Source organism: Vitiosangium sp. GDMCC 1.1324, from assembly GCF_003044305.1.
Taxonomy (GTDB): Bacteria; Myxococcota; Myxococcia; order Myxococcales; family Myxococcaceae; genus Archangium.
The window spans coordinates 83,498-100,253 of sequence record NZ_PZOX01000029.1; the positions used below are offsets into that span (position 1 = coordinate 83,498).

General features: G+C 69.3%; 16 protein-coding genes. 12 read left to right on the forward strand and 4 right to left on the reverse strand.

Annotated features, from left to right (window positions below; genetic code table 11):
- Nucleotides 1-10 precede the first annotated feature (10 nt).
- From DAT35_RS50345 to DAT35_RS50365, 6 genes are all read left to right on the forward strand, one after another.
- Nucleotides 11-511: an energy transducer TonB gene (locus DAT35_RS50345; RefSeq protein ID WP_108076629.1), complete on the forward strand. Its 501-nt coding sequence runs from the start codon at nucleotides 11-13 to the stop codon at nucleotides 509-511.
- Nucleotides 512-662: 151 nt separating this feature from the next.
- Nucleotides 663-1,433, forward strand: a complete 771-nt coding sequence (locus tag DAT35_RS50350; protein WP_108076630.1) for a hypothetical protein — start codon at nucleotides 663-665, stop codon at nucleotides 1,431-1,433.
- Nucleotides 1,415-2,095, forward strand: a complete 681-nt coding sequence (locus DAT35_RS50355; RefSeq protein ID WP_108076631.1) for a carboxypeptidase regulatory-like domain-containing protein — start codon at nucleotides 1,415-1,417, stop codon at nucleotides 2,093-2,095. Before DAT35_RS50350 ends, DAT35_RS50355 begins: the two co-directional genes overlap by 19 nt.
- Nucleotides 2,085-4,352 carry an adenylate/guanylate cyclase domain-containing protein gene (locus DAT35_RS50360; RefSeq protein WP_233262189.1) on the forward strand — a complete coding sequence of 756 codons (2,268 nt, stop codon included), beginning with the start codon at nucleotides 2,085-2,087 and terminating at the stop codon, nucleotides 4,350-4,352. The genes DAT35_RS50355 and DAT35_RS50360 overlap by 11 nt, the downstream gene beginning before the upstream one ends.
- Before the next feature lie 242 nt (nucleotides 4,353-4,594).
- Nucleotides 4,595-4,744, forward strand: coding sequence for a hypothetical protein (locus DAT35_RS59545; RefSeq protein WP_158502219.1), 150 nt, complete (start codon nucleotides 4,595-4,597; stop codon nucleotides 4,742-4,744).
- A gap of 157 nt (nucleotides 4,745-4,901) precedes the next feature.
- Complete coding sequence (locus tag DAT35_RS50365) at nucleotides 4,902-6,917, forward strand: ATP-binding protein (RefSeq protein ID WP_233262190.1); 2,016 nt, start codon at nucleotides 4,902-4,904, stop codon at nucleotides 6,915-6,917.
- Between the two features lie 24 nt (nucleotides 6,918-6,941).
- Here the strand turns inward: DAT35_RS50365 and DAT35_RS50370 are convergent, their stop codons facing one another.
- The 3 genes from DAT35_RS50370 to DAT35_RS50380 form a co-directional block, all read right to left on the reverse strand.
- Nucleotides 6,942-7,433, reverse strand: coding sequence for an Ig-like domain-containing protein (locus DAT35_RS50370; protein WP_108076633.1), 492 nt, complete (start codon nucleotides 7,431-7,433; stop codon nucleotides 6,942-6,944).
- 291 nt (nucleotides 7,434-7,724) lie between these two features.
- Nucleotides 7,725-8,894 (reverse strand): hypothetical protein, encoded by a 1,170-nt coding sequence (locus DAT35_RS50375; RefSeq protein ID WP_108076634.1) that lies wholly within the window; start codon nucleotides 8,892-8,894, stop codon nucleotides 7,725-7,727.
- Entirely contained in the window at nucleotides 8,894-9,778 is an 885-nt protein-coding gene (locus DAT35_RS50380) for a hypothetical protein (RefSeq protein ID WP_108076635.1), read from the reverse strand. The genes DAT35_RS50375 and DAT35_RS50380 overlap by 1 nt, the downstream gene beginning before the upstream one ends.
- Before the next feature lie 83 nt (nucleotides 9,779-9,861).
- On the opposite strand from DAT35_RS50380, the gene DAT35_RS50385 reads away from it, so the two are divergent.
- The 4 genes from DAT35_RS50385 to DAT35_RS50400 are packed head-to-tail and all read left to right on the forward strand — an operon-like array spanning nucleotide 9,862 to nucleotide 13,369.
- The gene (locus tag DAT35_RS50385; RefSeq protein WP_108076712.1) at nucleotides 9,862-10,809 is read left to right on the forward strand and encodes a helix-turn-helix transcriptional regulator; all 948 of its coding nucleotides are present in this window, start codon (nucleotides 9,862-9,864) and stop codon (nucleotides 10,807-10,809) included.
- Complete coding sequence (gene modA, locus DAT35_RS50390; RefSeq protein ID WP_108076636.1) at nucleotides 10,806-11,618, forward strand: molybdate ABC transporter substrate-binding protein; 813 nt, start codon at nucleotides 10,806-10,808, stop codon at nucleotides 11,616-11,618. The genes DAT35_RS50385 and modA overlap by 4 nt, the downstream gene beginning before the upstream one ends.
- Nucleotides 11,619-11,621: 3 nt before the next feature.
- Nucleotides 11,622-12,299, forward strand: a complete 678-nt coding sequence (modB, locus tag DAT35_RS50395; RefSeq protein ID WP_108076637.1) for a molybdate ABC transporter permease subunit — start codon at nucleotides 11,622-11,624, stop codon at nucleotides 12,297-12,299.
- Nucleotides 12,281-13,369: an ABC transporter ATP-binding protein gene (locus DAT35_RS50400; RefSeq protein ID WP_108076638.1), complete on the forward strand. Its 1,089-nt coding sequence runs from the start codon at nucleotides 12,281-12,283 to the stop codon at nucleotides 13,367-13,369. The genes modB and DAT35_RS50400 overlap by 19 nt, the downstream gene beginning before the upstream one ends.
- A 24-nt stretch (nucleotides 13,370-13,393) precedes the next feature.
- On the opposite strand, the gene DAT35_RS50405 is transcribed toward DAT35_RS50400, so the two are convergent.
- Nucleotides 13,394-13,957 (reverse strand): hypothetical protein, encoded by a 564-nt coding sequence (locus DAT35_RS50405; RefSeq protein ID WP_108076639.1) that lies wholly within the window; start codon nucleotides 13,955-13,957, stop codon nucleotides 13,394-13,396.
- Between the two features lie 315 nt (nucleotides 13,958-14,272).
- Here DAT35_RS50405 and DAT35_RS50410 point away from each other — a divergent pair, with 315 nt between their 5' ends.
- Nucleotides 14,273-15,592, forward strand: coding sequence for a hypothetical protein (locus tag DAT35_RS50410; RefSeq protein WP_146210214.1), 1,320 nt, complete (start codon nucleotides 14,273-14,275; stop codon nucleotides 15,590-15,592).
- 122 nt (nucleotides 15,593-15,714) lie between these two features.
- Nucleotides 15,715-16,683 carry an SH3 domain-containing protein gene (locus tag DAT35_RS50415; protein ID WP_158502220.1) on the forward strand — a complete coding sequence of 323 codons (969 nt, stop codon included), beginning with the start codon at nucleotides 15,715-15,717 and terminating at the stop codon, nucleotides 16,681-16,683.
- The last annotated feature ends 73 nt before the right edge of the window (nucleotides 16,684-16,756 follow it).

Sequence of the window (16,756 nt, forward strand, 5' to 3'; positions counted from 1 at the left end):
AGAGGGTCTGATGCGCCAGGTGTCCTTGATGCTGCTCGCGGGTGTGCTCGCCTGTCCGCCGCTCCTCGCATGTAACGCGGAGGAGCCGCTCCCGCCTCGGGAGACACCACCCGACACCGGAGCTCCTCCCACGGAAGGCACGTCGGCCTCGGCCAGCGTCCCCGCGTCCACAGGTTTGTACATCATCCCCGAGCCCGACCTCGCCAACGACATGAGCGAGAGCATCGGCCCCTGCATGGTCGACAGCATGACCCGGCCCGAGATGATCTCCGGAGAGCCGATCCGGTACACGCCCGAGGCCCTGAGGGCACGCGTCAACGGCCTCGTCATTGCCCAGTGCACCATCACCCGCGAGGGCACGGTCGAGGACTGCCGCATCATCAAGGGTCTACCCTTCATGGATGAGGCCGTCATCGAGACGCTCCAGAGCCGCCGCTACCACCCGGTGCTCTTCCAGGGCAAGCCCATCAGCGTGAAGTACACCTTCAGCATGAGGCTCAAAGTGCCCTGACGGCCCCCCCCGGGAGCCGCGCCGGGCCCCTCCCCTCCCACAGGCCCCCTCGCGTCAGGTATGCCTGTACCCCGGACGTAACCCTGGCCACCGCTGGTGCGTAGAGCCTCGGGAACCACCTCGGCGTGGATCGCGTCCCTCGGGAGGGGAGATGAGCGCAGTACGCAGCTTCTTGATGGTGGCGGTCCTCGCCTTGGCCGTGCTTCCCGCACCAGCCCAGGCCGGGCGGCGGTCCTTCATCTGGGTCTATGATACGGAGATCGTCCCCAAGGGCGACGTGGAGCTCGAGCAGTGGCTGTGGGCGAGGACCCAGTCGCAGGGCGTACCCGGTGACAAGTCGCGGTATTGGATCTGGTGGGGACCCGTGTTCGGGCTCACCCAACGGCTCGAGCTGGCACTGCCCTTCCAGATTCAAGCCACCCGTGACAGCACGCAGCTCGACTCCTTCGACGCGGACCTGCGTCTGAGGCTCAACCCCCGGGGAGACGACAGCCCCTGGCAGCCCCTCCTGCGGGTGGCCTGGCACCAATCCATCCATACCTCGCGCCCTTCCCGCGTGGAGGCCAACCTGGTGCAGTCCTATGAGGCAGAGAGCGGGCTGCGCCTGGTGCTCGACCTGGGCTCGCAGGTGGGCTTCCCGGGGATCGATGGCTCGGAGGCGCCCGTGCAGTGGCTGGGCACCTATGCCGCCGGCGTGTCGTACCCCATCAGTGAAGAGGGCGAGCTGCGCGCCTCGCTCGAGGCGTTCGGGGAAGTTCCCCTGCAAGGCCTCCAGGCGAAGCAGCACCACTTCGTCGGCGCGGACCTGGCCTGGACGTTCGGCCGGTCGTGGATCACGCTCGGGGTCCTGGTGGGGCTCACCCCCCTCTTCCCGGAAACCCCCCAGTTCATGCCGAGGCTGATATGGGCCGTGGTGCTCTGATCCTCCTGCTGTCCCTCGCCGCCCCGCTCGCCGCCGCGCAGCAGGGCACCGTCCGCGGCGAGGTCCGCGTCACCGTCCAGGGACCCGATGGCCGCCCCGTTCCCAAGGCGGATCGCTCCGGCGTGGTGGTCTACCTCACCGGCTACACCGAGCCTCCTCCCGCGAGCGAGGTCAACATGGCCCAGCGCAACAAGGCCTTCCAGCCCTCCGTGGTGGCCGTGGTCACCGGGCAGAAAGTGCGCTTCTCCAACAACGACGTGGTGGTGCACAACGTCTTCTCCCGCTCGCGCGCCGGGAAGTTCGACGCGGGCAAGAACCGCCCGGGCGAGGACTACACGGAGACCTTCAAGAGGACGGGCATCGTGGACATCTACTGCGACATCCACGAGCAGATGGTGGCCACGCTGGTGGTGGTGCCCAACCGGGCCGTCGCCGTCACCGGGCCGGATGGGCGCTTCGTGCTCACGGGCGTGCCTCCCGGCACCTACCGCGTCTTCGCGGTGCACCGGCGCGATGAGCGCAGCGACGTGTCGCGCAGCGAGGTCACCGTGAAGCCCGGCCAGGAGACGACGGTGACGCTGGAGCTCACCGAGGCCCGGGCCGACGACAGCCACCCGGACAAGCACGGCCGTCCGTACACCTCCCATCCCGATGCCTACTGACGCCCCGCCCCCCCAGGAACATGCCTCCCGCGCCGGAGGCGCCCTGGGATGGCAGTCACTCTCCGTCCGGCTCGTGCTGGCCTTCATGCTGCTCGCGGGCCTGGCGCTCGCCGTGGCGCTGGTCGCCACCACCCAGGCGGTGGAAGACGCCGCCGTGCAGAAGATCCACGGCGATCTGGCCCGCACGCTGGCAACCTTCCAACGCCTCTCCCGGGCCACCCAGGAGAGCATCCGCGATGTCGCCGCCGCGCACGCGCGCGATCGAACATTCATGGACGTGGCCCTCACCGTCAACTCCGACGACAGCGCCGCGGGTCTCGACGACGGCGACGCCGAGCTCGAGGGCATCCTGGGCGCACACGAGGTCATCGGCTCCGCCGATACCGAGGCCTTCGGATGGAGCGACAAGCAGGAACACCGCATCTGGGCCTTCTTCAACGTGCGCAAGCGGCTCGTGTTCACCCGCGGGAACAGCGAGCAGGTGGGCGGCACGGTGGACAACCTGCCCATCCTGGACCAAGCATTGAGCCAGGGCTTCGCCTCCGAACTCTGGTCCCCCGCCAAACTCGAGACGCTGCCCTTCACCTTCGTGCCCAGGGAGAGCATCCAAAGGAGAGAAAGAGACCTGCTGCTCGTGCACGCCCACCGCGTCACCACCTCCGGTGGCGAAAGCGCCCGGCCCATCGGCGTGGTGCTGTCTGGACGGTGGGTGACTGAATTGCTCCTGGAGAACTCCCTGGAGCAGGGACCCTCACGGGCCCGCTTCGCCTTCCTCATCGAGGACGGCCTCACCCAGGGCGGTGCCCTGGCCACCACCGCCTCCGCCTCGGACTCGGAGGACCCAGACCCGGAGGAACTCCGGAGACTCCTGGCCTCGCTCGCTGACAAACGCGCCAAGGAGAGCTCGCTCACTGACGAGCCCGCCAAGAAGACCTCACTCGCTGACGAGCCCGTCAAGGTGAGCATCGGCAAGTACAGCTACCTCGTGCGCTGGGATGACTTCTACGGCGTGAAGAGCACCCAGGACGAGGAGGGCACCCGCGACGAGAAGAGCACCCGCGGCAAGGAGTGCACCCGCGACGAGAAGAGCACCCGCGGCAAGGAGTGCACCCGCCTCGGCCAGGTGTTCGTCTTGCGCAACCTCGACGCGGAGATCGATCCCATCATCGCCAGATTCCGTGCCAAGCTGCTGCCCACCGCCGTGGGCGTGGTGCTCCTGGCGTTCGCCCTGGCCGTGCTGTTGGCGCGCCGCCTCTCCGCGCCGCTGGTGCAACTGGAGGCTGCCGCCCGCCGGGTGCGCCTGGGCTCGCTGGACGTGGAGGTCCCCGTCCAGGGCGAGGACGAGGTGGGCCGGCTCACCGGCGCCTTCAACGAGATGGTCGCCGGCCTGCGCCAGCGCGATCAGATCCAGGGCCTCTTCAAGCGCTACCTGGCCCCCCAGGTGGTGGACGAGCTCATCCGCAACCCGGAGAAGGCGGCCCCCGGCGGCGAGCGCCGCGAGCTCACCGTGCTCTTCATCGACCTGGTGGGCTTCACCTCCCTGAGCGAGGAGATGAGCCCCGAGGCGCTCGTGGACCTGCTCAACGGCTACTTCGAGCGCGCCACCGAGGTGCTCGGCCGCTACGGCGCCACGCTCGACAAGTTCATGGGCGACGCCATCATGTGCTTCTGGAACGCCCCCCTGCCCCAGCAGGACCATGCCGCGCGGGCCTGCCTCACGGCGCTCGGTCTGCTGCAGGTGGTGGACACCCTGGCTCCCGAGTTCCAGGCTCGCGGCGTGCCCCGGCTGGACTGCCGCATCGGCATCAACACCGGCACGGGCGTGGTGGGCAACATCGGCTCGCGCGCCGCCCAGGACTACACCGTCATCGGTGACTCGGTGAACCTGGCCTCCCGGCTCGAGGGCGCGGCCCGCGTGTATGGCACCCGGACCCTCGTCTCCGAGGACACGGTGCGGGCCGCCGGAGGGGCCGTGCTCGCCCGGGAGTTGGATCTGCTGCGTGTGAAGGGCCGGCAACTCCCCGTCCGCGTCTATGAGTTGGTGGACGTGGCCGGAGCCCCACCGCCCGCGCACCTGGCCCGGTTCGCCGAGGGGCTCGCCCTCTACCGCGCCCGCCGCTTCGCCGAGGCCCGCGAGTCCTTCCTCTCCTCGCCGGAGGATCCCCCCTCGCGCATCTTCGCCGCCCGCTGCGACACCTGGATGGCCCGGCCTCCCCCCGAGGACTGGGACGGCGTCTTCTCGCTCGAGACCAAGTAGGCCCTGTGCATGGAGTTGCCGGTAGTTTCTTCAGGCCTCCGCATGCCAGGGCCTGCAAAAGCTTCCATTGTCCAGGCCGGTCCCCCTTCCAAGTCTTGAGAACCCGACAGGCGAACAGGCTGGCCTGGTTCCTGCTTCACCCTCCCACCGAGATGAGGCGTCCCGAGAACCCTACCCGCTATGGCGTTGAGATCAGCGCCTCCGCGTGGAAACAGCTCTCCTTTCTGCCACTGGATGCGTACATGCGCATCCGCGGCGAGTTGGATGCTGTCGCCTCGAAGGCAGAGCAACCAGCAGTCACCCAGTCCTTCGCGGTGGGAGACCACGTCGCGCGCTATACCGTGGACCCCGAGCGTAGGCTCCTCATCCTGGTCGAAGTGACGCACCGCTGAGGGCCTGCCACGGACCACGGCGGGCCGCCCCCCGGCAGGCGCCCCGCCCACCAGAGAAGCGGCTCTGGCGAAGATTCCCAACGTCCCACCGGCCCATGGGCAGGGTGCCCATTTTTCATTCATGGGCGAGGGTGGACCCCAGCGACCAGGGCGAAGGATGCGCCTGTGCGACTTCATCCGGGTGAGTCAATCCCTCATCCTGGCGGAGTGGGAACGGGAGGCACGCAGCCATCCCTATTCCCAGGGACTCTCTCGGCCCCGGCTCCTCGACCACCTGCCAGACCTGCTCGACCGCATGGCGAACATGGTGGAGACGCTCCATACCGGCGAGCGCCAGAGCATGGAGGGGCTGCCCGAGGTGCATGCGCTGGAGCGGCTGGAAGTGGGTTACGACCTCGAGCAGGTGGCCCATGAGTACGCCCTGCTGCGGGCCTGCATCCTCCGGCTCTATGAAGTACACGCCGAGCAGGTGGGAATGGGGGAGCCGGCGGTGATGCTGCGGGAGGTGCGGCGCTTCAACCAGATCTTCGATGCGGCCGTGTCCACCGCGGTGACCTGTTACGCCCGGACTCGCGAGCGCACCCTGGTGGCCCTGGATCGGATCTCCGAGGCAGCACTCGGTACGGAGGTGCTGGACACCTTCCTCCCCAAGCTGCTGCGCGTCATCCTGGAGAGCACGGAGTCGGTGGACTCCGTCACCCTGATGCTGCGCGAGGAGAACACCCTGCGGATGCGCGCCAGCGTGGGAGTGGAAGAGGCGCTGGACGCCGGTTTCCGTCTCCAGGTGGGCGAGGGCTTCGTCGGGAAGGTGGCCGCCGAGCGGCGCCCGCTGGAGCTGCACGCCGCGGCCACGGACCCGCTGGTGAAGAACCCGGTCCTTCGCGCCAGGAGCATCCGCGCCCTCTACGGCGTGCCGTTGTCCCACGGCAGTGACGTCATCGGCGTGGCCACGATGAGCAGCCTCACCGCCGCCTCGTTCTCCACCGAGGACAAGCTGCTCTTCCGGACCATGGTGCAGCGCATCTCGGCCCTGCTGTTCCAGGCCCGCCTCCAGGAGCGCGAGCAATCCCAGAGGCGCCTGCTGGACGCCATCCTCACCCAGCTCCCGGTGGGCGTGGCGGTGGCCGAGGCCCCTTCCGGCCACCTCATCCTCGGCAACCAGGCCTTCGAGGACATCTGGCGGCACCCCTTCATCCACTCGCCCGACCTGGAGGGTTACCGGAAGTACCGAGGCATCCACCCGGATGGCCGCCCCTTCGAGCCGCAAGAATGGCCCATCGCCCGCGCCCTCCAGGGGGAGGTGGTGCACGCCATGGAGATCTGCATCCTGCGAGGAGATGGCACGCGCGGCGTGACCCTCCAGAACTCCGCCCCCCTGCGCGACGCCCAGGGCCGCATCATCGCGGCGGTGGTCACGGCCCTGGACATCACCGACCACAAGGCCGCCGAGGAGCAGCAGCGCCGCACCGTCGAGTTCCGCGAGCGCTTCCTGGGCATCGTCAGCCATGACTTGCGCAACCCGCTCAACGCCGTCCGGCTCTCCGCCGAGGCGATCTTGAAATCCGGGAGCACGAACCCGGGACAGGCGCGCAACGCCCGCCGCATCCTCGGCAGCACCGAGCGCATGAGGCGGATGATCGCCGACCTGCTCGACTTCACGCGAGGACAGTTGGGCGGGGGCATCCCCGTCAACCGGCAGCCCGTCGAGCTCCTCCAGCTCACCCGCCATGTCCTGGAGGAGCTGGAGACAGGCCACCCGGGGCGGGTGTTCCGACTGGAGGCGTCAGGCCAGTTCCTGGGGGAATGGGATCCCGACCGGTTCGCGCAGGTGCTGGGCAATCTCGGCAAGAACGCGCTCGACTACAGCCCCGAGGGCACGCCCGTGGACTTCAGGCTGCGCGACGAGGGCGCCACCGTGTGCCTGGAGGTCCACAACGAGGGCGCCCCCATTCCGGCTCACGAGCTCCCGTACATCTTCGAGCCCTACCAGCGGGCCGCCACGGGCAGGGGACATTCGGCCTCCGGACTGGGGCTGGGGCTCTTCATCGTCCAGCAGATCGTCCAGGCCCACGGCGGCACCATCACCGTCCACTCCACCGAAGCAGAGGGGACCACCTTCGCCGTGCGGCTCCCCCGGTACGGTGCCCGGCACGAGCGCTCGCCCGAGGCCTAGTGCCCCGGGAGAACCGTGAGCAGCTCAGCCCCTCGGAGAAAAACCGGACCCGCTTCGCTCCTGCGAGCCCACGCCATTCCAGGAGAGGTTCTCGTCCAGCGAGGGCGAGTGCGCTGGCACCGCGGTGGGTCCGGCGGGGGGATGCACCACCTTCACCGTGACGTACACGGTGCGCGCGTTACCCGTGTAATCCGTGGCACGGATGTAGAGCGCATGCTCCCCCTCCGCCACGCCCGCGATCTTCCGGCTCCCCGTGTATGCCTTTGACGCTTCATCCAGGGACAACGGCGTCCAGACGCCCGAGGTGGAGTCGAGCTGGTACTCCACGCTCCGCACCCCCGAGCCCATGGGCCCGTCGTCCGCCTGGACGGCGATCTCCAGGGGTCCGGAGGTGGACATACCCGTGATGGGTCTGACCACCGTGACCTTCGGGGCCGACGAGTACAAACCCAGCACGGCGGCCAGGAGGTGAGCCCCCACCAGGGCCACGACGCCCAGCGAGGGAAGCCACGTCATCCAGACTTCCGGCCTCGGACTCCGATGTGCGGTCAGTGCCATTGGACCCTGGACAAAGCCAGAACCGTGCCGCTCCCCGGACACTCCCCTGCCACCTCGGGGCAGCTCGTCCCCGCCATCCCTTTCTTTCGGGAAAACAGCGGGTTGGCGGCTCTCTCCCGGATGGAGGAGTCTTCCGCCAGGGTCTTGCGCCGAGCGCCCCCCAGCCGAAGGGCGGAAGTTCTTTCAGTCCTTCCGGCGGGGGTCTGGAAAAAACTTCGGGCGCACTGTTGGGTGGAGGACCGCGGAGGCTCAGCGGAAGCTGACCGTGACGCGCGTCAACACGAGCCACGAGTCGCGCCGCGTCGGCTCCTCGATGGGAGGCTGGTCGTACCGCAGGAAGTAGCCCGTGGCCCCCATCCCCAGGAAGTCCGTGGCCCACCAGCGCACCGCCAATGCCCCGCCGCTCGCGCCCCCGGGCTCCACGTCCGGAGCGCCCAACCCCAGGGCGAGCCGCTCCACACGCCCGGCCACCTCCACGGCCCCTCCATCCCATGCGTCCCATGAGTCCGCGGCCTCACCCCTCGGGCCCAGGGGCCAACCCCGCTCATCGCGCCGCGACCCTCGCACCAGCCAGGAGGCCTCCACCGAGCCCCCCTGCGCCCGCACTCCGGGCAGCGCCTCGCGAGGCGTCTCGGGGTTGCCGTCCGTGTCGCGCGAGCGCCGCTCCCAGGCCACGCCCCCCTCGGCCGTCAGTTGAAAGGGTCCGCTGCCGAGCACCACATGGGCCTCGGTCACCCAGCGCCAGCCGGACACCGGCACGGGCCGGTAGAAGAGGAAGCGCGTGGCCGTCGTGCCACCCACGCCCGCCCGGTCGAACGCGTCCTCCGCGTGCACCCCCGCCCCCACCCGCAACTTCCAGGGCGAGTCCGGTGCCGCCGCCCGCGAGGCACCTCCCAGCAGCGCATCCACCCGCGCGTCCACCGAGAGCGCCGCGTTGTCATTGCCCAGGGGGCTCCGCGAGCCGTTGCCCACCCGGACCCAGGCCTCCACCGGCAACGACTTCGGCGAGAGCTGCACCTCCAGTCCGAGGTCACGCCCGGGCCACAGCGCCCGCACCGGCAGGGACAGCTCCGGAATGGGCAGCGCCTCCACGGCCACGTCCTTCGCCGAGGCGAAGAGCGGCGTCTTCCCATAGCCCAGGCGCAGGTGCACGCCCTCGGTGGGAATGAAGACGACGAGCGCATCCGTGAGGGCGGGCTTCTCGAGCGCCCACTCGACCGAGCCCACCGCCTGGAACCAGGGGGCGGGCCGGGCCTCCACGCCCAGACGGAAGCGCCCGAGGGCGAACCCGTTCTCGCCCTCCACCGCGTCGGAATGCACCCGGTAGTCCAGCTCTCCCATGAGCATCGGGGAGAGCCAGGACTCGGCGACGGCGCTCGCCGGCAGCAGCAGCATCGCCAGCAACAGGCACGAGCGCATCAGTCCTCCACCGGGATGATCTGGAGGAAGTGGGTGGCGCCATTGGAGGTATCGCCGTCATGGTCGGCGATGAAGAGGCGCTTGTTCTCCGCGTCATAGGCGAGCCCGCGCGGCTGCTGGTACCCGCTGGCCAGCACCCCCACCTCGCCGGAGGGAGCGATGCGGAACACCTTGCCCTCTCGGCTGCCCGTGAGCAGCGAGCCTCCAGGACCCACGGCCAGCAGATCCGGGCTCGGCAGGGTGGCGAGCGTCGTGTAGTCCTGGGGCGCGGCCAGGGGCGCGCGATACACCTTCCCGGCGAGCTGATCACTCACGAAGAGCGAGTCCCCCACGGCGGTCACGCCCACCGGCTTCTGCAGCGCCCCGATGCTCTCCTGCTCCGTGCCGTCCAGGGTGAGCCGCGCCACCGAGCCCACGTTCACGTTGCTCACGCGGACGAAGTAGCCGACGTAGAGCTGGCCATCCCGAGCGAGCGTCAGGCCGATGCGCCTGCGCTCCGGCTTCAGTCCGGGCACGATGCCGCTCGTCCCATCCGGCTTGACGAACACCACGTCGCCCGCCTTGCCGTAACCGAAGCGGACCACGACCAGGGTTCCATCGGGCATCCGCACCAGGTCGCCCAGACCCGCCCCATCGGCTGGCGCGGGCGGCAACGTCGCCACCAGCGACACGCCCCCGGCGTCCGTCCACTGGAGGATGCGGTTGTTCTGGTCGTCCGCGATGTAGAGCGTCCGCGACGGGGCGTCCCACCACAGCCCGTTCGGATCGCCCTCGAGGGTGAGGGCCTTGGGCCCCCGTTCGATCGCGGCGGTGGGGGGTGGATCCACCTGCTTGTCACAGGCATGGGCGAAGAGCAGGGCCAACACCAAGGGCGTCAATCGCATCGGGTCCTCCGGGTTCGTGGGGGGGCCGCGATCTATCCACCCGCGTTGTTCCCAACGGTAGAAAATTGTAGAAAATAGTGACCTTGGCTCCCTCTCACGGCACTCCCCCACGGACCCAGGACGAGCTGCTCACCACGGACGAGGTGGCGACGCTCCTGCGAGTCCATCCCAAACACGTCTACCGGCTGCTCAAGCGCGGCATCCCCGCTCGGCGCGCTGGAGGCAAGTGGCTCTTCCCGCGCGAGGAGGTGCTCCGGTGGTCGGAGGTCTCCACGCGCTCCGCTCCAGAGCCGGAGCCCTCGCGCGACGAGGCCGCTCCCGCCCCGCTGCTCGCCGCGAATGGGGACCTGGCCGTGGAGACGCTCCTCGCCCTGCATCAGGCGAACCACCATCCCCTCATCGGCTTCGTGCTCGCGGATCGCACCCGCGCCCTGGAGTTGGTGGAGCAGGGCCACGTGCTCGCCGCCGGCTGGCACGGTGCGCTCCCCCCCGAGCTCGAGGCACGCGGCGGGCTGGCGCGCATCCACCTCGTTCATCGCGAGGTCGGCCTCATCACCGCGCCCGGGAAGAAACCTCCCGCGCTCGAGCGGCTCTCCCGGGTGCGGCTCGCCAGCCGGCCTCCCACCGCGGGCGTCCGGCACCACCTGGATCAGACGCTGCGCGAGAACGGCCTGGACTCCGAGGCCATCCACCAGCGAGCACAACTGCTCGCCTCGCATCGGGACGTAGCCTGTGCCGTGGCGAGAGGCGAGGCGGACGTGGGCCTGGCCTCGCGCGCCTGGGCCTCACGGCTCGGGTTGTCCTTCCGCTCGCTCGGGCACGAGGCCTATGGGCTCATCATCCCCACGGCGTGCCTGGGAGCGCCCGCCGTGGTAGGGCTGTGCGAGACGGCCCAGGGCTCCGCGCTCAGGCGCTCGCTCCGGGGCATTCCGGGCTACGAGCCGGGTGACACCGGGAAGATTCAAATCCTCGCGGCACGTGCTTCCGGACGGGCCCGGGCCACACACAATGGGAAGGAGGGAGTCCAATGAAGGGGATCGTCAAGGGGGCGCTCGTGGCGGGCGTCCTGCTCATTGTCGGAGCGGGCATCGTGGCCGGGCTGCGCACGCCCGCCCCCGAGCCCACGCGCAAGCAGACGCTGACCATCGCCGCGGCGTCGGACCTGAAGTTCGCCCTGGATGAGTTGCTGAAGGAGTTTCGCGCGAAGCACCCGGGCGCGAACGTCCAGGTGACCTACGGTTCGTCGGGCAACTTCCTGGCGCAGCTGTCGAACGGGGCGCCCTTCGACGTCTTCCTCTCCGCGGACGTGGCCTACCCGCGCGAGCTGGCCCAGAAGGGCCTGGTGGCCGACAACGACGTCTTCCTCTACGCCGTGGGCCGCCTCGTGGTGTGGGTGCCGAAGGACTCGCCGCTGAACGTGGAATCGCTCGGGATGAAGGCACTGCTGGAGCCCGCCGCGAAGCGCATCGCCATCGCCAACCCGAAGCACGCCCCCTATGGCCGCGCGGCCGAGGCCTCCATGAAGAGCCAGGGCGTCTACGACGCCATCAAGGACAAGCTGGTGCTCGGGGAGAACATCGCGCAGACCGCGCAGTTCGTGCAGAGCGGCTCCGCCGACGTGGGCCTCATCGCCCTGGCGCTCGCGATGGCCCCGGCCATGAAGGAGCAGGGACATTATTGGGAGGTGCCGCTCGACGCCTACCCGCGCATGGACCAGGGTGGCGCCATCCTGAAGCGGGCGGAGGACCCGGAGCTGGCCAGACAGTTCCGTGACTACCTGCTCGGTGCGGAGGGCAAGGCGCTCCTCAAGCGCTACGGCTTCTTCCTGCCGGAGGAATGACGGGTGGACCGGGCCGCACTCCTGCTGAGCATGCGCCTCGCCGCGTGGACGACCCTCATCCTCCTGGGGGTGGGCCTCCCCATCGCCTGGTGGATGGCCACCTCACGCTGGCGGTGGAAGTTCCTCGTGGAGACGGTGGTCGCGCTGCCACTGGTGCTGCCCCCCACCGTGCTGGGCTTCTACCTGCTGCTCGTGCTCGGCCCGCACAGCCCCCTGGGGCGGGCCTTCGAATCACTCTCCGGGCACACCCTCCCCTTCAGCTTCGAGGGCCTGCTGCTGTCTTCGGTGCTCTACAGCCTGCCCTTCGCCGTGCAGCCCTTCACCGCGGCGCTTGCGGGAGTGGATCGCCGGCTCGTGGAGGCCTCGTGGTGCCTGGGTGTCTCGCGCTTCCAGACGTTCGTGCGCGTCGTGCTGCCCCTGTCCGCCACCGGCATCCTCTCCGGCATGGTGCTCACGTTCGCGCACACGCTGGGCGAGTTCGGCGTGGTGCTCATGGTGGGCGGCAACCTGGAGGGCCGCACGCGCACGGCCTCCATCGCCATCTACGACGCGGTACAGGCGCTGGACTACGCCTCGGCGAGCAGGACGGCGCTGGTGCTGCTCGCCTTCTCGTTCATCGTGCTGGCCATCACCTACGGGCTTCAGCGTAGGGTGTGGGCACCATGGCCGACACGCTCGTAGTCGACCTCGAGAAGCGCTTCCACGGCGGACCCACCGTCCAGGCCCGCCTGGAGCTGCCAGCCACGCCCGGACGGGTCGCGGTGCTGTTCGGCCCCTCGGGCGCGGGCAAGACGACGGTGCTGCGGTGCCTCGCGGGGCTCGACCGGCCCGAGCGCGGCCGCATCCTCTTCCACGGCGAGCCCTGGTGCGACACCGGGGCCCGCGTGTTCCTCCCGCCCCAGCGGCGGCGCGTGGGGCTCCTCTTCCAGGACTACGCCCTCTTCCCCCACCTCACCGCCGAGCAGAACGTCCAGTACGGCATTGGCCACCTGCCGGAGTCCGAGCGGCGCGAGCGCTCGCGCTCCCTCTTCGCGCTGCTGCACCTGGAGGGACTGGAGGCGCGCAGGCCGCGCGAGCTCTCCGGCGGGCAGCAGCAACGGGTGGCACTGGCCCGGGCGCTCGCCATCCGCCCTCGGCTGCTGCTGCTCGACGAGCCCCTGTCCGCGCTGGATGCGCCCTCGCGCGAGCAGCTCCGGGGCGAGCTGCGGCGGCTTCTCCGGGAGCTGGGCGTGCCCACGGTGGTGGTGACACACGACAGGCTGGAGGCGCTGGCGCTGGGGGATGACCTGGTGGCCATGGAGGGGGGCCGGGTGTGTCAGGTGGGGCCGGTGGCCGACGTGTTCAACCACCCGGCGGAGCTCGCGGTGGCGCGGATGACGGGCATCGAGACCGTGCTGCCGGGCACGGTGCTGCGGCGCGAGCAGGGACTGGCCACGGTGGCGGTGGGCCCGCATCACCTCATCGCGCTGGAGCCCGAGCGGGAGGGGAACGAGGTCTTCGTCTGCCTCCGGGCGGAGGACGTCACGCTGGGGGCTCCCGAGGCCTCCCCCACCAGCGCGCGCAACCGGCTGGCGTGCACCGTGGTGTCCGTCTCCCCCGAGGGCGCGCTGGTGCGCGTGGCGCTCGACGCGGGCTTCCCCCTGGTGGCGCGGGTGACGCGCTTCTCCAGCGAGGAGCTGGGGCTCGCCGAGGGCCGCCCCGTCACCGCCACATTCAAGGCCCCCTCGGTGCGGCTCGTGCCACGCCCGTGAGCTCCGCCCACCGAGCCCCCAGGTTCACCGGAGGCCGTCGCGCGCCGCACCCTCCAGGAGACCCCGGAGCGAGGCTCCCGACGCTCGGGGGTCGAGGGATTGCCCACCCGGCACGCCTGCACCCGGAAGGGGCTCATTCAGACGCGTGCCCTTCAGCGCCAGGATGAAGGCAACCACCCCCGACGAGCCATCGGAGCAATCCACCGAAATGGTCCCACGGAAGGAGAGGCCGATTCCGGCGTCGTCCCCCGTCCTGCTGCCCTGTCCGTTGTTGAAGTGCCAGAGGTACCTGCACTCGTCATCCGCGTAGGCGGGGCACACCTTGTCGTCGAGCCGGAAGGACTTCTCGTCACTCATCGTCCCGGACAGACCACAATCGAAATCCAGATAGAGCTTGTCGGAGTCGAAGGCATCGGCGACGACCTCGAGGGATTCATCCTTGATGGAGGAGGTGGTCTGCCTGCTCCCCAGGGTGGTCGTGAGGGTGCCCGAGACACCATACGATCCCACGAAGTCCCGACGGGGATCTCCGCAAGCACAGACACCGAGGGTCAGCATCACGGCCACCAGGGCCTGGGGGCGACGCATGAGGGACGACCTCCGCGAGGGTTCACGAACAAGGCTACCGTCCGGAACAACGGCGGAGCTGCCGGGTCCCCCTCCCCTGTCCGCCGCCGGATAGTCCACAACACCCTGCTGGTCCATACACTCTCATCCGCTCGAACCCTGAGAGGTCCGCGGAAAGATGACGAGTGGACGTCTCTTCCGGGTGCCTGCCACCGGAGCGGCCGAGGGGATGGCGTAGCGCTGGCACGGGGACGGGTGGAGGTGGTAGGCCGCCCCTGAAGTAACCAGGAGAATCCAATGCGCTTCGCCTTTGCTCGTTCCTTGGGTGTTCTTCTCGTGACCTCTTCGCTCGTCGCTTGTGGCGGTGACTCGGACGATCCCGGAGGCGGCGGCTCTGGAACCGCCACGCATTTCTTCCTACCCACCTCGAAGGGTGACAACACGGCCGCCCCTGCCCTGGCGCTCGACGGAAAGGGAGGACTGCACACGGTCTATCCCGCGTACGCGGGAGGCGGTGCGTACTACGCCTTCTGCGCCAATGGCTGCCAGCGCGCGGAGGACGTCTCGTCCGTGCACTTCGACACCGAGGGGACGGTCACCAACGCCATGCTCGCGCTCGACGCGCAGGGCAGGCCCCGCGTGCTGCTGTCGGCATACGCCAAGGTCTACTACGCCTCGTGTGACAGCTCCTGTACCGACCCGAAGGCATGGAAGGTGACGGCGATCCTCGATCACGCCGGGAAGAAGGAAGTGAGCGGACCGGCGTTCGCGCTCGACCCCCAGGGCCGGCCGCGCTTCCTGCTCCACACCTATCTCACGTACCTCGGCATCGGCCAGGGGGCGCCGTTGACCGAGTACGTCACCTGCGACCAGAACTGCCAGGACCCGAGCGCGTGGAAGGTCAACCGCATCTCCGATCAGATCTGGCACCACTCCGAGCTCCGTTTCGATGCGGAGGGCCACCCGCGCGCTGGCACCATCGTGCGCTTCGTGAACTCGGACAACAGCACGACCCACTACGGCTCCTACGTCGAGTGCCGCGGCGACTGCACCCAAGAAGCCGACTGGAATGGGACCACGCTCGGGGTTTCCTATTCGAGCGAGACCGAGGCCGTGCGCATGCAGCCGGCGATCGCGCTCGCCCTCACGTCGAGTGGAAAGCCCCGCGTGCTGCTGCTCGCCCGAAGCGCGGACAATCAGAAGCAGCTGGCCTACCTGTCCTGCGACGAGGGGTGCATCAGCAACTCGGGGTGGAGCAGCCTCGCCCTGGACAACAGCGCGAAGATCGACGACGGGCTGGATCTCGCGCTCAACGCGCAGGGACACCCCCGCATCGTCTACACGTATGACTACAACATCATCCTCGCGAGCTGCGACGCGGAGCACTGCGAGAATACCGATGCGAAGTGGAATCTCCGGGTGGTCGAAGACGCGACCGCGATGAAGTCGGACGAGATCTTCCTCTATGAGAACTGCAACGTCGGCACCTGGTTCCTGCACGCGCCCTCGCTGGTGCTCACCCAGGATGGAGGAGCGCGGGTCGGCTACCAATCGCGCGACGTGAGCGGGGGTTGGGTCAAGAAGGATCCCAACGGACCCGACTGCGTCGCCGGAACCGACATGACGTGGAGCCGGCTGGCGGTCCTCAAGCCCTGACGCCCGGGGCTCCAGGGGCATGACCCTGCGGCGTGGGCCTCGTGACGATGCGAGGGGACGGTGCTACATCCTCGCACCCTCAGTCCGAGTCCCTGCCCAAGGAATCTCTCGAGGAATCTCTCATGCCCCAGCCTCGCCTCATGCTCGCCATCCTCGTGCTGCTGTGCCACACCGCCCCGGTCCTCGCGGCCGAGCCGCCGAAGACGGAGAAGCAGCGCATCACCGCGGCGTCAGGCGTCAGGATGCGGGCCACGCCCCGCCCTGACGGGCAGGAGGTGACCCGGCTCTTCATCGGCACGGAGTTGCGCGAGCTCGAGCGCTCCGAGCACCAGGAGACGCTGGGAGGCAAGAAGGACTCCTGGTACCGGGTCGCCACATCCGAGGGACAGGAAGGCTGGGTGTTCGGCGCCTTCGTCTTGCCATTCGAGCCGGAGCGCCGCGTGCAGACCGTCCTCGAGATTGCCGGGCAGCGCCTGGCGGACGAGAAGGCGCCCTTCGTGGACCGGACGGATCTGGCCAACTTCCTGAAGGGCGTGGTGGAGAAGACGCCCGACAAGGCGAGCGCGGCGCAGTTGGAGCTGGCGCGCTGGCGCGCGGTGCGTTGGGCCCTGAGCGCCATTGGATCGCAGGAGGTGCCGAAGAAGGCGTACGAGCCCTGGGTGAAGCGCCAGGGGGAGGCGCTGGTGTACAGCGAGCCCGCGGCGGAATGGCTCGTGGACGGCGGGGTCCTGTGGCAGCTCGAGGAGAAATACCGGGGCCAGCCCGAGGCCGAGGCATTCGCCTGGGAGGCCGCGACGACGCCCACCCCCGGCGAGTGCGAGGGCTACGCGCCGTGCATCCTGGAAAGGGCCAACGCCACGGAGGGCGAGTACCTGCGGCGCTATCCCACCGGGCCCCATGCGGGTGAGCTCGTGAAGGAGCTGGAGCAGGAGCTGGTGATGGACGGTATCGCCGAGCTCGAGCAGGACGATCGCGCCATCCTGAGCAAGGAGTTGGGCACACTGGAGGCGGCGCTCGGCAAGGTGAATCCCGCGCAGACGAAGAAGGTCATGGCGAAGCTCAAGGCCCTGCGAAAGGCCGCGGGCCGCTGACGACGGCACCTCTTCGTTCAGGTTCCGAAAGGGCCTTGAAATCGCCGTACCACCGGACCGTACACCCGAACAT

Coding starts and splice junctions, on each gene's coding strand:
- DAT35_RS50365 (WP_233262190.1), top strand. CDS start 4,902: ATGCGCCTGTGCGACTTCATCCGGGTGAGTCAATCCCTCATCCTGGCG.
- modA (WP_108076636.1), top strand. CDS start 10,806: ATGAAGGGGATCGTCAAGGGGGCGCTCGTGGCGGGCGTCCTGCTCATT.
- DAT35_RS50375 (WP_108076634.1), bottom strand. CDS start 8,894: ATGCGCTCGTGCCTGTTGCTGGCGATGCTGCTGCTGCCGGCGAGCGCC.
- DAT35_RS50405 (WP_108076639.1), bottom strand. CDS start 13,957: ATGCGTCGCCCCCAGGCCCTGGTGGCCGTGATGCTGACCCTCGGTGTC.
- DAT35_RS50400 (WP_108076638.1), top strand. CDS start 12,281: ATGGCCGACACGCTCGTAGTCGACCTCGAGAAGCGCTTCCACGGCGGA.
- DAT35_RS50355 (WP_108076631.1), top strand. CDS start 1,415: ATGGGCCGTGGTGCTCTGATCCTCCTGCTGTCCCTCGCCGCCCCGCTC.
- DAT35_RS50370 (WP_108076633.1), bottom strand. CDS start 7,433: ATGACGTGGCTTCCCTCGCTGGGCGTCGTGGCCCTGGTGGGGGCTCAC.
- DAT35_RS50345 (WP_108076629.1), top strand. CDS start 11: ATGCGCCAGGTGTCCTTGATGCTGCTCGCGGGTGTGCTCGCCTGTCCG.
- DAT35_RS50350 (WP_108076630.1), top strand. CDS start 663: ATGAGCGCAGTACGCAGCTTCTTGATGGTGGCGGTCCTCGCCTTGGCC.
- DAT35_RS59545 (WP_158502219.1), top strand. CDS start 4,595: ATGCGCATCCGCGGCGAGTTGGATGCTGTCGCCTCGAAGGCAGAGCAA.
- DAT35_RS50380 (WP_108076635.1), bottom strand. CDS start 9,778: ATGCGATTGACGCCCTTGGTGTTGGCCCTGCTCTTCGCCCATGCCTGT.
- DAT35_RS50415 (WP_158502220.1), top strand. CDS start 15,715: ATGCCCCAGCCTCGCCTCATGCTCGCCATCCTCGTGCTGCTGTGCCAC.
- DAT35_RS50360 (WP_233262189.1), top strand. CDS start 2,085: ATGCCTACTGACGCCCCGCCCCCCCAGGAACATGCCTCCCGCGCCGGA.